Raw genomic sequence first — 13,011 nt, forward strand, 5'->3', positions numbered from 1 at the left:
CTCTTTACATCTCAGTGCGGCGCCAGTGACTTAGGCCGGTTCCGCTTCGTTCCCCCGGACGGAGGTGTACGCCATGGTGGCTCCACCGGACAACGCCCCACCGGACAATGACGTCCTTTGGGCACGGTCCGTTCACTACTCCCACGGGGGGTCCCCCCGAACCAAGTCCGGCGCGGGTTCGCCCGGCCTGAGCGGGGTCTCGGTGGGCGTCCGCCAGGGCGAGATCCTGGCCGTGACCGGACCGCGCGGCAGCGGTAAGACCACCCTGCTGCGCTGCCTGTCCGGACATCTGGTCCCCGAGCAGGGCGAGATCTGGTTCAACAGCTTGCCCGTCCACACCATGGGCGCCACGGCCCGCGAGCGGCTGCGCCGCGACCGGTTCGGCTGGATCGGCCCCGATCCCCTGCTGCTGCCCGAGCTCAAGGTGTGGGAGAACGCGGCCCTGCCGCTGCTGGTGTCCGGCGCCTCCCACCGCGCCGCCAAGACCGCCGCCTGCGCATGGCTGGACCGGCTCGACATCGGCGCCTTCGCCCGCAAGCGCCCCGGCTCCCTGACCCGCGCCGAGTCCCAGCGGGTCGCCCTCGCCCGCGCCCTGGTCAAGGAACCCTCGGTCGTCTTCGCCGACGAGCCCACCGCCCCGCTGCACCGCGCCGAGCGCGCCCTGCTGCTCCGTACGCTCACCACCGCGGCCCGCTCGCACGGGATCACCGTGCTGCTGGCCACCCACGACGAGGAGAGCGCGGCCGTGGCCGACCGCAGCGTCGAACTCCTCGACGGCCGCCTCGCCGCCCACGCCGGCAGCGGAGCCGGCGGCCCGGGCGACGCGGACGACGGCGGCGGTCCTTCCGACGAGACCCCGGAGGGCCAGACCGCGTGCTCGCTCTCCGCCTAGCCCGCGGGTCCCGCCCGCTCGTCCAGCTGCGTCGGCTGCTGGTAGCCGCCGCCTGCGCCGGCACCGGATTCCTCCTGCTGTACGTGCTCGCGGAAGCCACCGCCCGGCCTGCCGGATCGTTCCCGCGCCTGCTGTGGGCCATGGTCCCGCTCGCCGTCACCGTGCAGTTCGCGGTCGCCGTCGCCCGGACCGACCCCGCGACCCGGCCCCGCGAGGGGCTGGACGCCGTCGGGCTGGGCCCCGTACGGCTCACCCTCGTCGCGACGGTCTCCACCGCCATCGCGTGCACCCTGGGCAGCGCCCTGGCCCTGGCCGCCTTCCTGCACCTGCGGGGCGAACTCACCGGCCTGCCCCTCGACGGAGCCGCGGCCGCACTGCTGCACGCCGACCGGCCGCTGCCCGTGGCGGCCGCCCTCACCCTGCTGGCCCTGATCCCGCTGAGCGCCTCCGCCGCCACCGCCCTCGCCCTGCGCCCGCACCCGCCGCTGGCCCCGCAGACCGCCCTGCCCTGGGGCATCGCCCTCACCGCCTGCGGACTGGCGGCCCTGGCGTACGCGGGCCCCGGCGGTGCCGGGACACCGGCCGGCTGGGCCCTCACCGCCGTAGGCCTCTCCCTCGCGGGCCCCGGACTGGCCTACGCCTGCGGAGCCCTGGTCCAGGCGGTCCGCCCGGGCGCCATGCGACTGCTGGCCGGGCGCACCCTCCAGGAGGAGGCGCCCCGGCTGGGCCGCCCCCTCGGAGTCCTGTGCGCGATCGGCGCGGGCGCCCTCACCACCGCCGCCCTGCCCGCACGCGTCGGCCTCGGCGTCCCGCTGGGCCCGCTGACCGGCCCGGCCTGCGCCCTTGTCATCCTGTGCGCGGCCGCGACCCTGCTCACCCGCGCCGTCGAGGTCCGTCAGGACCGCTCGGCCACCCGGACGGCACTGCGCGACATGGGCACCCCGGGCGGGGTCCTGCGCAGGGCCGCGACCCTGCGCGCGACCGCGCTGGTGGCCTTCTGCGGACCCGTCGTGTGGGGTGTGGCACAGCTGACGTCGCTGGCATTGACCCGCTGACCCGGGCAGCCCTTAGGGTGGGCCGAATGGTCAACCGATGCAGCGACACCGAGATCGAGACGCTCGCCGAATTCGACCGGGTCGCGGCCCGCGGCTCGCTCAGCGGCTACCGGGTCCAGTCGGTCAACCTGCTGGAGCGCACGTTCGCCCTGCTCTCCAGCGACACCTCCGCGGCCGTCTTCCTCGGCTGCCCGATGGAGCCCGACGCCTCGGCGAAGGTGCGCGCGGACGGCGCGCTCGTCTTCCCGCCCGTCCCGGACCTCCCGTTCAACCCGTACCGCGGCCTCCTGTACAGCGCCGACGAGCTGTTCACGGGGCTGCCCGGCGGTTACGAGACCACTCCGGACGCCCAGTCGTACGCCTGGTTCCAGGAGACCAAGGCAGACGGCGACGTCTTCTCCTCGATGCTGCGGTCCATCCACGACGACGCGATCTCCGACGCCCTCGACGAACACCTCGCCGGCGCCCGGGTGGTGGGCGTCATGGGCGGCCACGCGATGTCCCGCGGCGGCCTCGACTACCGGGGCGCGGCCGAACTCGGCCGCGAGCTCGCCCGGTCCGGGCTGACGGTGGCCACCGGCGGCGGCCCGGGGGCGATGGAAGCGGCGAACCTCGGCGCCTACCTGGCGAGCGCCCCCGACGAGGCCCTGCCGGAGGCCCTGGAGATCCTGGCCAAGGCCCCCTCCTTCACCCCCTCGGTCTCCGACTGGGCGCGGGCGGCGTTCGCCGTGCGCGAGCGCTGGCCGGACGGCGCCGACTCGGTGGGCATCCCCACCTGGTTCTACGGGCACGAGCCGCCGAACGCCTTCGCCGGCCACATCGCCAAGTACTTCGCGAACGCCACCCGCGAGGACGGACTGCTGGCCCGTTCCAACGCGGGCGTGGTCTTCCTGCCCGGTGCCGCCGGCACCCTCCAGGAGATATTCGACAACGCGACGCCGAACTACTACGAGTCGCGGGGCGAGCCGACCCCGATGGTGCTGGTCGACCGTACGCACTGGACCGAGCACCTGCCGGCGTGGCCGCTGCTCAAGGCCCTGGCACGCGGCCGCGCGATGGAATCGCGGATCGCGCTCGTCGACTCGGTCGACGAAGCCCCCGCCGCGCTCGCGGCGATGACGGCCGCCGCCCGGACGAAGTGAACCATCTGCCGACGGGAGGCAACTTCCCGGGCCGATCACACGTCTGCCATAGGTAATCAACACGCAAAACCGCCAGACGTGAACGGAGCCCTCGGTGCTCATAGGCCTGCTGACCGCGATCGCGGCGTCCATCTGCTACGGCACGGGGTCCGTCCTGCAAGCCGTGGGCTCCCGCAGGGCGGCCCGGATGTCCCCGGCCGCCGCGGGGGTGACCGCGCACGGCGGCCCGAACCTCTCGTCCACCGCGAAGGCCGCGATGACGTGGGAGTTCATCGTCGGCACCATCCTGGACTTCGTGGGCTTCGGGCTGGGCGCGCTGGCCGCCCGGCTGCTGCCGCTGTTCCTCTCGCAGACCGTCATCAGCGCCAACCTGGTGATCACGGCCGTGCTCAGCGTGAAGATGCTGGGCATCCGGCTGACCCGCAAGGAATGGACCTCCATCGGCGTCGTCTGCGCGGCGCTGGTCCTGCTGGCGACGGCGGCGGGCCACGAGGGCGGCCACCACGCGCCGATGTCCACGCACTGGTGGCTGTTCGCGGTGACCCTGCTGATCATCGCGGGCGGGACGGTGGCCGTGCGCCTCCTCGGCTCCCGGGCGGCGATCCTGGCGGGCCTGCTGTCAGGCCTCGCCTTCGGCGCGCTGGGTGTCGGCGTCCGGATCCTCGACGGCATCGACCCCTTCGACCTGGGCACGCTGCTCGCCGACCCGGCCCTCTACGCGATCGTGCTGGCCGGCGTCGGCGGCATGTACCTGCACACGGTCGCCCTCCAGATCGGCTCGGTGAACGGCGCGACGGCCGCGCTGGTGGTCGGCGAGACCGTCCTGCCGGGCGCCATCGGCGTCCTGTGGCTGGGCGACGCCTCCCGTCCGGGCCTGGCCTGGCTGGCGGTCCTCGGCTTCGTCCTGGCCGTCACGGGCGCGGTGGCCGTCGCCTGGTACGGCAACCACGAGGGCGCCACGACCCCGGCGCAGGAACCCGCCCCCGCCGGCGTCTGAGGACCGGGCCGGGCCGGGGGCCGGGACGGGGGCGGAGGGCCGGGCCGGCGGCTACGCCGCCGGAAGCACGACCACCTCGGCCGGGGAGAAGGCCACGGCGACCCGCTCCCCCACCCCGGGCGCCCCGGCCAGCCCGCACTCCGCCTCCAGCTCCGGCCCGGCCTCCGGCCGCAACCGCAGCGCGACGTGCGTCCCGCGGAACGTTCGCGACAGCACCTCGCAGCGCAGCCCCGCGGCCGACGGCACCACTCCGGCCGGACGGATCAGCAGGCTCTGCTCCCCCTCCGGCGACCCGGCCGGCACCTGCACCTTTCCCCAGGCCGTCACCGCGGCCCCGCCCGCCACCACCGCCGGGATGACGTTCTCGAAGCCGAGGAAGCGCGCCACGAACTCCGAGGCCGGCCGCTGCCACACCTCCAGCGGGGTCCCGGCCTGCGCGATCCGCCCTTCCCGCATCACCACCACCCGGTCGGCCAGTGCGAAGGCCTCCCCCTGGTCGTGGGTGACGGCCAGCACCGTGGTCCCGAGCCGGGAGAACAGCTCCCGCAGCTCCACCACCAGCCGCTCGCGCAGCCCGCGGTCCAGCTGCCCCAGCGGCTCGTCCAGCATCAACAGCCTCGGCGACGGCGCCAGCGCCCGCGCCAGGGCGACCCGCTGCTGCTCACCGCCCGACAGCGAAGCCACCGGGCGGCCCTGGGCCCCCGGGAGCCCGACCAGCTCCAGCAACTCCGCGACCCGGGACGCGTACGCCGCGCGCGCGGGCCCCTGGGCCGAGCCGCGCATGCGCAGCCCGAACGCGACATTGCCGCCCACGTCCCGGTGCGGGAACAGCTGGTGGTCCTGGAACATGAGGCCGACCCCGCGCCGGTGCACCGGCACCCGCGCCTGGTCCGCCCCGCCCAGCAGGACCCGCCCCGCCGAGACCGGCTGGAGCCCGGCCACCACCCGCAGCAGCGTGGACTTGCCGCTGCCGCTGGGCCCGAGCACGCACACGATCTCCTGCTCGGCGACCTCCAGGTCGACCGCGTCGACGACGGCACGCTCACCGAAGCGCACCGACACCCCGGCCAGTTCGAGCAACGTCATCAGAACTCTCCCGAGGTCTTGTCCGGGCGCAGCCGCTCCAGCACCAGCAGGGACACCGCGCACACCAGCATCAAAATCGTGCTCAGGGCCATGGCCTGCCCGTAGTTCAGCTCACCGGCCCGCCCCAGCAGCCGCGCCACGGCCACCGGCAGCGTCGGACGGTCGGGCCGCGCGATGAAGACCGTCGCCCCGAACTCCCCCAGCGAGACGGCGAAGGCGAAACCGGCCGCGATCAGCAGCGCCCGCCGCACCAGCGGCAGGTCCACCTCCCGCCAGGCCCGCAGCGGGGAGGCCCCGAGCACGGCGGCGGCCTCGCGCAGCCGCCCGTCCACGGCGCGCAGGACCGGCAGCATGGTCCGTACGACGAAGGGCACCCCCACCAGCGCCTGCGCGAGCGGCACCAGGATCCACGAGGTGCGCAGGTCCAGCGGGGGCTCGTCCAGGGTGATCAGGAACCCGAAGCCCACGGTCACGGCCGACACCCCCAGCGGAAGCATCAGCAGCGCGTCGAACCCGCGCACGAACCGGCCCCCGCGCCGGGTCAGCGCCGCCGCCGCGAGCCCGCCGATCACCAGGGCGATGGCGGTGGCGGCGAGCGCGTACTGGAGGGAGTTCCAGATGGCTTCCAGCGGGGGCACCAGAAACGTTCCGCCACCCGCGCCCGCGTCCTGGAGCGCCCGGTAGAACCCGAACCCGTACCCGCCGGGCGCATCGAGGGAGCGCTCCACCAGCACCGCCAGCGGGGCCACGATCAGCAGCGCCACCGTCAGCAGCACCCCGCCCAGCAGGGCGCGCTGCCCCGGCCCGCGGACCCGGTGCGCGGTCCGCGCCGGATCGACGAGCCGCAGGGCGGTCTCCCGCCGGCGCACCGTCCAGGCGTGGACACCGAGGATCAGGCCGACCGCCGCGAACTGGACCATCGTGAGGACGGCGGCCGTGGGCAGGTCGAGCAGCTGCGCGGTCTGCCGGTAGACCTCCACCTCCAAGGTGGCGTACGAGGGGCCGCCGAGGATCTGCACGACGCCGAAGGAGGTGAACGTGAACAGGAACACCATCAGCGAGGCCGCGGCCACCGCGGGTCCGAGCGCGGGCAGCGTCACCCGCCGCCAGGCGGCGAACCGCCCGGCGCCGAGCACCCGGGCGGCCTCCTCCTGGCGCGGGTCCAGCTGCGCCCAGAGCCCGCCGACCGTCCGTACGACGACGGCGTAGTTGAAGAAGACGTGCGCGAGCAGGATCGCCCACACGGTGGTGTCCAGCCGCACCCCCCACAGCTCGTCCAGCAGCCCGCCCCGCCCGACCAGCGCCAGGAAGGCGGTGCCGACGACCACCGTCGGCAGGACGAACGGGACCGTGACCACCGCCCGCAGCAGCTGTTTGCCGCGGAACTCGAAGCGCGCGAAGACGTACGCGCCGGGGAGTGCGATCAGGAGCGTGAGCGCCGTGGACGCGAGCGCCTGCCAGGTGGTGAACCAGAGCACGCCGGCGATGTCCGGCCGGCCCAGCACCTCGCCGATCCGGCCGAACTGCCAGCCCTCGCCGGTTTTGATCCCGCGACCGACGATCGCGGCGACCGGATACGCGAAGAAGAGCCCGAAGAAGGCGAGCGGTACGGCCATCAGCAGGAGCCGGACGGCCGTACCGCGCGCGCTCTCGCGTCCTACTTCACGACGAGCGAGGACCATGCCTTGACCCACTGCTCACGGTTCTTGGCGATGGTCTCGGGAGCCACGTTCTCGGGCTTCTCGACGACCACGCCGTGCTTCGTGAACAGCTCCGGCAGCTTCGCGTCCTTGACCACCGGGTTCACGAACATCTGGAGCGGCATGTCCTCCTGGAACTTCTTGCCCACCAGGAAGTCGAGGAGCGCCTTGCCGCCCTCCTCGTTCTTCGCGCCCTTGAGCAGGCCCGCGAACTCGACCTGGCGGAAGCAGGTGCCGGTGGCCACGCCCGTGGGCGCCTCGGCCGGCTGCGGCTCGCCGTACAGGACCTCGACCGGCGGGCTGGAGGCGTAGGAGACGACCAGCGGCCGGTCGCCCTTGGCCTTCTTGCCGCCCGCGGAGCCGGAGAAGCGCTCGTTGTAGGCCTGCTCCCAGCCGTCGACGACCTCGACCCCGTTGGCCTTGAGCTTGCTCCAGTAGTCCTTCCAGCCTTCCTCGCCGTACTTGCCGACGGAGGCGAGGAGGAAGCCGAGACCCGGCGAGGAGGTCGCCGCGTTCTCGGTGACCAGCAGGTTCTTGTACTCGGGCTTGACCAGGTCGTCCAGCGTCTGCGGCGGGGCGATCTTCTTGTCCGTGAAGTACGCCTTGTCGTAGTTGACGCAGATGTCGCCGGAATCGATCGGGGTGACCCGGTGCTCCTTGTCGAGCACGTACTCGGGCTTCACGTCGCCCAGGCCCTTGACCTCGTACGGCGTGAAGATTCCGTTGTCGAGGGCGCGGGAGAGCAGGGTGTTGTCCACGCCGAAGAACACGTCGCCGCGCGGCGAGCCCTTGGTGAGGATCTCCTGGTTGAGGGCGGCGCCCGCGTCCCCGGACTTCAGGACCTTGACGGTGTAGCCGCTCTGCTGCTCGAACTCCTTGAGGACCGAGTCGGTCACGTTGAAGGAGTCGTGCGAGACGAGCGTGACGGTCTTGGACTTCGGCGCGCCACTCGCGCCGGACGCGGACTCGTCCTTCGCGCCGCCGCAGGCGCTGAGCGTGGCGACGCCGAGCGCGGCCGCGAGCGCCGCGCCCGCGAACTTCCTGGTGGTGCTCACTGGTGATTCCTCCTGGGATGACCAGGAGAAGACGCGGCCCTGCCCGGCGCTCAGTGCGAGCGGTCGCCGGGCAGGGCGCAACAGCTTGAGTGATGACCGAACTTCCTACCCCGAATGACCGGGGCGAGGTTCAGAGGGTCTGCGGATGATGGTTACCGCACTCTCAGCGCTGTGGCGCTCCCCTGTCGGAATATGCAATTGGTTCGGCCACAGGGTACCCCGTGGCCGAATCGGGCCCGCGGAGACCGCAGGCTAGCGCTCCGAGGCGGCCAGCTGGCCGCAGGCGCCGTCGATCTCCTGGCCGCGGGTGTCCCGAACGGTCACCGGCACGCCGTGGCGGGCGATGGCCTCGACGAAGGCCTTCTCGTCCTCGGGGCGCGAGGCGGTCCACTTCGAGCCCGGCGTCGGGTTCAGCGGGATCAGGTTGACGTGGACGCGCTTGCCCTTGAGCAGGCGGCCGAGGAGGTCTCCGCGCCAGGCCTGGTCGTTGATGTCGCGGATCAGGGCGTACTCGATGGAGATCCGGCGGCCGGACTTCTCGGCGTACTCCCAGGCGGCGTCGAGGACCTCGCGGACCTTCCAGCGGGTGTTCACGGGGACGAGGGTGTCGCGCAGTTCGTCGTCCGGCGCGTGCAGCGAGACGGCGAGGCGGCACTTGAAGCCCTCGTCGGCGAAGCGCAGCATCGCCGGGACCAGGCCGACGGTGGAGACGGTGATACCGCGCTGCGACAGGCCGAGGCCGTCGGGCTCGGGGTCGGTGAGGCGGCGGATGGCGCCGACGACCCGCTTGTAGTTGGCCAGCGGCTCGCCCATGCCCATGAAGACGATGTTGGAGAGGCGGGCCGGTCCGCCGGGGACCTCGCCGTCGCGCAGCGCGCGCATGCCGTCGACGATCTGGTGGACGATCTCGGCGGTGGACAGGTTGCGGTCCAGGCCCGCCTGGCCGGTGGCGCAGAACGGGCAGTTCATGCCGCAGCCGGCCTGCGAGGAGATGCACATGGTGACCCGGTCGGGGTAGCGCATCAGCACGGACTCGACGAGCGTGCCGTCGTGCAGCTTCCACAGGGTCTTGCGCGTGGTGTCCTCGTCGCACGAGATGTGCCGGATGACGTTCATCAGCTCGGGCAGCAGCTCTTCGCGGAGCTTCTCCCGCGAGCCCGCCGGGATGTCGGTCCACTCGGCCGGGTCGTGCGCGTACCGGGCGAAGTAGTGCTGCGAGAGCTGCTTGGCCCGGAAGGGCTTCTCGCCGATCGCCGCGACCGCCTCGCGACGCTCCTCGGGGGTGAGGTCGGCGAGATGCCGGGGCGGCTTCTTGGCCCCGCGAGGGGCGACGAAGGTGAGCTCTCCCGGGACAGGGCGGGCCATGGCTGGTACTCCTCGTAAGACGAAAGGCGCGCCGCAGAAGCAGCGCGCCCCTCTAGAGTAACCGCCCGGACCCACCCAAAGCCTTCGGACGTACGTCGTCCCAGCTCAGCGGGGTTGCCCTGGTGAACCGCCCGCGGGCCGGAACCCGCCGGGGCCCGGTTTCAGCCGGTGCCGACGAACGCGGCGAGCAGCAGCCACACCACCGGGGCGGTCGGCAGCAGGGAGTCGAGGCGGTCCATGATGCCGCCGTGGCCCGGCAGGAGCGTGCCCATGTCCTTGATCCCCAGGTCCCGCTTGATCATCGACTCGCCGAGGTCGCCCAGCGTGGCGCTGACCGCGACCGCGAGGCCGAGCAGCAGCCCCTGCCACCAGGCGCCCCCGTCGATCAGGAACTCCATGCACAGCGCGCCGGCCGCCATCGCGAAGGCCACCGCGCCGAACAGCCCCTCGCGGGTCTTGCCGGGGCTGATGCGCGGCGCCAGCTTCGTCTTGCCGAAGCGCCAGCCCACCGCGTACGCCCCGGTGTCGCTGACCACCGTCAGCAGCAGGAAGGTGACCACGCGCTCCGGGCCGTCGTCGGCGGTGAGCAGCATCGCGACGAAGGTGGCCAGGAAGGGCACGTAGAAGGCGGCGAAGACGCCTGCGGTGACGTCCTTGAGGTAGTCCTCCGGCGGTTCCGTCATCCGCCAGACGAGGACCGCCAGCGCCGTCAGGGCCATGGCCACCCAGGCGCCCTCGGCGCCCCGGACGTACCCGGCGATGACCATCGCGGCGCCGCCGACCGCGAGCGGGACGAGCGGGGCCTTGATGCCCTTCTTCTCCTGGAGCCGGGAGGTGAGCTCCCACAGGCCCACGACGACCGCGACGGCGATGACGCCGACGAAGACCGCCTTGACGATGAACAGCGAAGCGAAGATCACCGCACCGAGGCCGACGCCGACCCCTATGGCGGCACGCAGGTCCCGCCCCGCCCGCTTCTTCGGCGGCGGCGTGGCGTCCTGCGGTGCCTGCGAGGGCGGAGGCGGGGGGCTGGGCATGGGCTCCTGCGGCGGCGTCTCGGCGCGGAACGGGGGGCCGCCGTCGGTGGCGGCCCCCCGATCGCGTGCTTCCCGGTCGTCGAAGTCACGGCCGGCGGCATCGGGCACGATGGGCATGGGCCGAGTGTGCGGGCCCACCAGCGCATCGTATGCGGGACCCGCCGGAACCGGCTCCGTGGCCCAGGGAGAGTCGTTCATCAGACCTCGAGGAGCTCGGCTTCCTTGTGCTTGAGCAGCTCGTCGACCTGCGCGACGTACTTCGCGGTGGTGTCGTCGAGCTCCTTCTCCGCGCGGCGCACCTCGTCCTCGCCGGACTCCTTGTCCTTGACGAGCTTGTCGAGGGAGTCCTTCGCCTTGCGGCGGACGGCGCGGATCGAGACCTTGGAGTCCTCGGCCTTGGTGCGCGCGACCTTGATGTACTCCTTGCGGCGGTCCTGCGTCAGCTCGGGGAAGGTCACCCGGATGATGTTGCCGTCGTTGCTGGGGTTGACACCCAGGTCGGAGTCGCGGATGGCCTGCTCGATGTTGCGCAGGGCGCTCTTGTCGAACGGGGTCACGATCGCCATGCGCGGCTCGGGCACCGAGAAGGACGCGAGCTGGTTGATGGGCGTGATGGCGCCGTAGTAGTCCGCCACGATCTTGTTGAACATCGCCGGGTGCGCACGACCGGTGCGGATCGCCGCGAAGTCTTCCTTGGCGACGACGACGGCCTTCTCCATCTTCTCCTCGGCCTCGAGGAGGATTTCTTCGATCACCACGTGCTCCTGCATGTCAGATATGGATGGTTCAGGCGGGCGGGGCGGGCTCGGCCCAGCGGGGCCGGGCCCGGCGTCGAGGCGCTCAGGCCCGGGTGCCCTGGTCGCTCACGAGCGTGCCGATCTTCTCACCCTTGACGGCGCGGGCGATATTGCCCTCGGCGAGCAGCTCGAAGACCAGGATCGGCAGCTTGTTGTCGCGGCACAGCGTGATGGCGGTGGCGTCGGCGACCTTGAGGTCGCGGGACAGCACCTCGCTGTACTCCAGCGCGTCGAACTTCACCGCGTCGGGGTTCTTCTTCGGGTCGGAGTCGTAGACCCCGTCGACGCCGTTCTTGCCCATGAGCAGGGCCTCGGCGTCGATTTCCAGGGCCCGCTGGGCGGCCGTGGTGTCGGTGGAGAAGTACGGCATGCCCATGCCGGCGCCGAAGATCACGACGCGGCCCTTCTCCAGGTGTCGTACGGCGCGCAGCGGGATGTACGGCTCCGCGACCTGACCCATGGTGATGGCCGTCTGCACACGGGAGTCGATGCCTTCCTTCTCCAGGAAGTCCTGGAGGGCGAGGCAGTTCATGACGGTGCCCAGCATGCCCATGTAGTCGGACCGGGCACGGTCCATGCCGCGCTGCTGGAGTTCGGCGCCGCGGAAGAAGTTTCCGCCGCCGATCACGACGGCGATCTCCGCGCCGTCACGGACCACCGCGGCGATTTCGCGCGCGATGGCATGGACGACGTCGGGGTCGACGCCCAGTCCTCCACCACCGGAGAAGGCCTCGCCCGACAGCTTCAGCATGAAGCGGCGGCCCTTCTTGTCGTGGTCGCTCTTGTCGTCGGAAGCGGTGTGGGGGTCCACGCCCTGATTCATGGAGATCTCCTCGTGCACATACGAAGAAGGCCATTGCCGGTGGGTCCTCGCGGTTCCCTCTACGGCAATGGCCTCCTCGTCAGATCTGCGGTCGTTCCGCGCGCACGCGGACGACTGCTTCAGACCCTACCGGGGTCCGGTGTCCGTCGTTGTGAGGACGGACTCAGATGCCGACCTTGATGCGCGAGAAACGCACCAGGGTGACACCGGCCTCGTCCAGAACCTTCTGGACGGACTTCTTGGCGTCCAGGGCGTACGCCTGGCCGAGCAGCGTGTTGTCGCGGAAGAAGCCGTTGACACGACCCTCGACGATCTTCGGCAGGGCGGCCTCGGGCTTGCCCTCCGCGCGGGTGACCTCTTCGGCGACGCGGCGCTCGGACTCGACGACCTCGGCCGGGACGTCCTCGGCGGACAGCCACTTCGGCGCGAACGCGGCGATGTGCTGCGCGACGCCGCGGGCGACCTCGGCGTTCTCCTTGTCGAGCTCGACCAGGACACCGATCTGGTACGGCAGGTCGGGCATGGTGCGGTGCATGTACGACGTGACGTAACCGCCGGTGAACTGCGCGAAGCGGTCCAGGACGATCTTCTCGCCGAGGTTGGCGTTCGCCTCGTCCACGAAGGCCGTGACGGTCTTGCCCGGGGCGATCTCGGACGCGAGCAGCGCCTCGATGTCGGCCGGGGAGGTCGCGGCGACGTGCGCGGCCAGCTCGTTGGCGACGGCGAGGAACTTCTCGCCCTTCGCGACGAAGTCCGTCTCGCACTTCAGCTCGACGATGACACCGGAGGTGTTGTCGTCGGCGATGAGGGACACGACGGCACCGTTCTCGGCAGAACGGCCCTCGCGCTTGGCGACGCCCTTCTGACCCTTGATACGGAGCGCCTCGACGGCCTTGTCGACGTCGCCGTCGGAGTCGACCAGCGCGTTCTTGCAGTCCAGCATGCCGGCGCCGGTGAGCTCGCGGAGCTTCTTGACGTCAGCGGCGGTGTAGTTCGCCATGAGTCTGTGATTCTCTCTCGAAGTCGTAGATCTACGGGTGAACGGCGGAGGAGCGCGCTTGT

Annotated in this window: 12 protein-coding genes; 4 read left to right on the forward strand and 8 right to left on the reverse strand. The window is 71.9% G+C overall.

Going from position 1 to position 13,011, the window contains the following annotated elements; genetic code table 11:
- The first annotated feature begins 64 nt into the window (after positions 1–64).
- The 4 genes from ACS04_RS08375 (at position 65) to ACS04_RS08390 (ending at position 4,086) form a co-directional block, all read left to right on the forward strand.
- The gene (locus tag ACS04_RS08375) at positions 65–892 is read left to right on the forward strand and encodes an ABC transporter ATP-binding protein (protein ID WP_078864554.1); all 828 of its coding nucleotides are present in this window, start codon (positions 65–67) and stop codon (positions 890–892) included.
- On the forward strand, positions 874–1,947 hold the full coding sequence (locus tag ACS04_RS08380; protein ID WP_048475905.1) for a hypothetical protein: 1,074 nt from the start codon (positions 874–876) through the stop codon (positions 1,945–1,947). The genes ACS04_RS08375 and ACS04_RS08380 overlap by 19 nt, the downstream gene beginning before the upstream one ends.
- A 26-nt stretch (positions 1,948–1,973) precedes the next feature.
- Complete coding sequence (locus tag ACS04_RS08385; protein ID WP_048475906.1) at positions 1,974–3,089, forward strand: LOG family protein; 1,116 nt, start codon at positions 1,974–1,976, stop codon at positions 3,087–3,089.
- Positions 3,090–3,183: 94 nt separating this feature from the next.
- Positions 3,184–4,086, forward strand: a complete 903-nt coding sequence (locus ACS04_RS08390) for a DMT family protein (RefSeq protein WP_048475907.1) — start codon at positions 3,184–3,186, stop codon at positions 4,084–4,086.
- A gap of 51 nt (positions 4,087–4,137) precedes the next feature.
- On the opposite strand, the gene ACS04_RS08395 is transcribed toward ACS04_RS08390, so the two are convergent.
- From ACS04_RS08395 to tsf, 8 genes are all read right to left on the reverse strand, one after another.
- Positions 4,138–5,172, reverse strand: coding sequence for an ABC transporter ATP-binding protein (locus ACS04_RS08395; protein WP_048475908.1), 1,035 nt, complete (start codon positions 5,170–5,172; stop codon positions 4,138–4,140).
- The gene (locus ACS04_RS08400; protein ID WP_398022991.1) at positions 5,172–6,854 is read right to left on the reverse strand and encodes an ABC transporter permease; all 1,683 of its coding nucleotides are present in this window, start codon (positions 6,852–6,854) and stop codon (positions 5,172–5,174) included. The genes ACS04_RS08395 and ACS04_RS08400 overlap by 1 nt, the downstream gene beginning before the upstream one ends.
- A complete protein-coding gene (locus ACS04_RS08405; RefSeq protein WP_048475910.1) occupies positions 6,830–7,927 on the reverse strand; it encodes a thiamine ABC transporter substrate-binding protein in 1,098 nt (365 codons plus the stop codon). The genes ACS04_RS08400 and ACS04_RS08405 overlap by 25 nt, the downstream gene beginning before the upstream one ends.
- 252 nt (positions 7,928–8,179) lie before the next feature.
- Entirely contained in the window at positions 8,180–9,292 is a 1,113-nt protein-coding gene (gene rlmN, locus ACS04_RS08410) for a dual-specificity RNA methyltransferase RlmN (RefSeq protein WP_048475911.1), read from the reverse strand.
- 161 nt (positions 9,293–9,453) lie between these two features.
- Positions 9,454–10,527: a phosphatidate cytidylyltransferase gene (locus ACS04_RS08415; RefSeq protein ID WP_048475912.1), complete on the reverse strand. Its 1,074-nt coding sequence runs from the start codon at positions 10,525–10,527 to the stop codon at positions 9,454–9,456.
- A complete protein-coding gene (frr, locus tag ACS04_RS08420; RefSeq protein ID WP_030162526.1) occupies positions 10,527–11,084 on the reverse strand; it encodes a ribosome recycling factor in 558 nt (185 codons plus the stop codon). Before frr ends, ACS04_RS08415 begins: the two co-directional genes overlap by 1 nt.
- A gap of 85 nt (positions 11,085–11,169) precedes the next feature.
- Positions 11,170–11,949 carry a UMP kinase gene (pyrH, locus tag ACS04_RS08425; protein WP_030162523.1) on the reverse strand — a complete coding sequence of 260 codons (780 nt, stop codon included), beginning with the start codon at positions 11,947–11,949 and terminating at the stop codon, positions 11,170–11,172.
- Positions 11,950–12,112: 163 nt separating this feature from the next.
- On the reverse strand, positions 12,113–12,949 hold the full coding sequence (gene tsf, locus ACS04_RS08430; RefSeq protein WP_048475913.1) for a translation elongation factor Ts: 837 nt from the start codon (positions 12,947–12,949) through the stop codon (positions 12,113–12,115).
- Between the last annotated feature and the right edge of the window lie 62 nt (positions 12,950–13,011).

Source organism: Streptomyces roseus, from assembly GCF_001044425.1.
Classification (GTDB): domain Bacteria; phylum Actinomycetota; class Actinomycetes; order Streptomycetales; family Streptomycetaceae; genus Streptomyces; species Streptomyces roseus.

Bases quoted from the DNA above. Each gene is read 5' to 3' on its own strand.
- ACS04_RS08385 (WP_048475906.1), top strand. From the start codon at position 1,974: ATGGTCAACCGATGCAGCGACACCGAGATCGAGACGCTCGCCGAATTC.
- ACS04_RS08395 (WP_048475908.1), bottom strand. From the start codon at position 5,172: ATGACGTTGCTCGAACTGGCCGGGGTGTCGGTGCGCTTCGGTGAGCGT.
- ACS04_RS08400 (WP_398022991.1), bottom strand. From the start codon at position 6,854: ATGGTCCTCGCTCGTCGTGAAGTAGGACGCGAGAGCGCGCGCGGTACG.
- rlmN (WP_048475911.1), bottom strand. From the start codon at position 9,292: ATGGCCCGCCCTGTCCCGGGAGAGCTCACCTTCGTCGCCCCTCGCGGG.
- ACS04_RS08415 (WP_048475912.1), bottom strand. From the start codon at position 10,527: ATGAACGACTCTCCCTGGGCCACGGAGCCGGTTCCGGCGGGTCCCGCA.
- pyrH (WP_030162523.1), bottom strand. From the start codon at position 11,949: ATGAATCAGGGCGTGGACCCCCACACCGCTTCCGACGACAAGAGCGAC.
- tsf (WP_048475913.1), bottom strand. From the start codon at position 12,949: ATGGCGAACTACACCGCCGCTGACGTCAAGAAGCTCCGCGAGCTCACC.